The 611-nt window shown below is 71.4% G+C and carries 1 pseudogene; it reads right to left on the reverse strand.

Annotated features, from left to right (window positions below):
• Positions 1-481, reverse strand: a pseudogene (gene cobN / locus CVM52_RS26385) (cobaltochelatase subunit CobN); the annotation flags it as partial.
• Positions 482-611 lie beyond the last annotated feature (130 nt).

A 611-nucleotide genomic window follows, 5' to 3' on the forward strand; every position in this document is an offset into this window, starting at 1 on the left:
CCAGCTGTGCCAGCGCCGCCTGGGCTGAAACCGGCCCGCCGGTATCGCACAGATGCGCCAGCCGGCGCAGGGTGGAGACCGGCAGGGTCGACACCGCGTCCAGCCGGGAATCCGGGCGGCCATCGGCGGGCAGCACCGCCAGCGCGATGCCCTTGCGCCGCGCCAGCGCCTCGACCTGCTGGATGCCGTATTGCCAATAGGGGATGCCGCCGATCAAGCGAATCAGGATGCCCGTCGCGCCCTCGAGCGTTTGCTCGACATAGGTATCGACCGACAGCGGATGTTTCAGCGCCGCCAGATTGGCCAGGCGCAAGCTGGGCAGCGCCGATCCGCCCTCGCGCGCCCGATGCCAGCCCGCGGCGAAGGCGCCGAGATCGCTGTCGGAGAAGGACAGCACCACCAGATCGGCCGGGTTCTGGCCCAGGTCGGTCGGGGTATCGGTTTCCTCCAGCCCGTGGCTTTCGCGGAAGACGACATGCATGGAGTCAGGCCCTCCGGCGCGGTCGCGGGCCGGCGCCGGGATCCTGTCGCGTTCCGGCGGCCGGATCGCCTACCCGCCGCGACAACCGCAAGCCGCTTGCCCCATGCCCGGCCTCACGGCGCGCAACGCC

Source organism: Pseudooceanicola lipolyticus (genome assembly GCF_002786325.1).
In the GTDB taxonomy this organism is placed as follows: domain Bacteria; phylum Pseudomonadota; class Alphaproteobacteria; order Rhodobacterales; family Rhodobacteraceae; genus Pseudooceanicola_C; species Pseudooceanicola_C lipolyticus.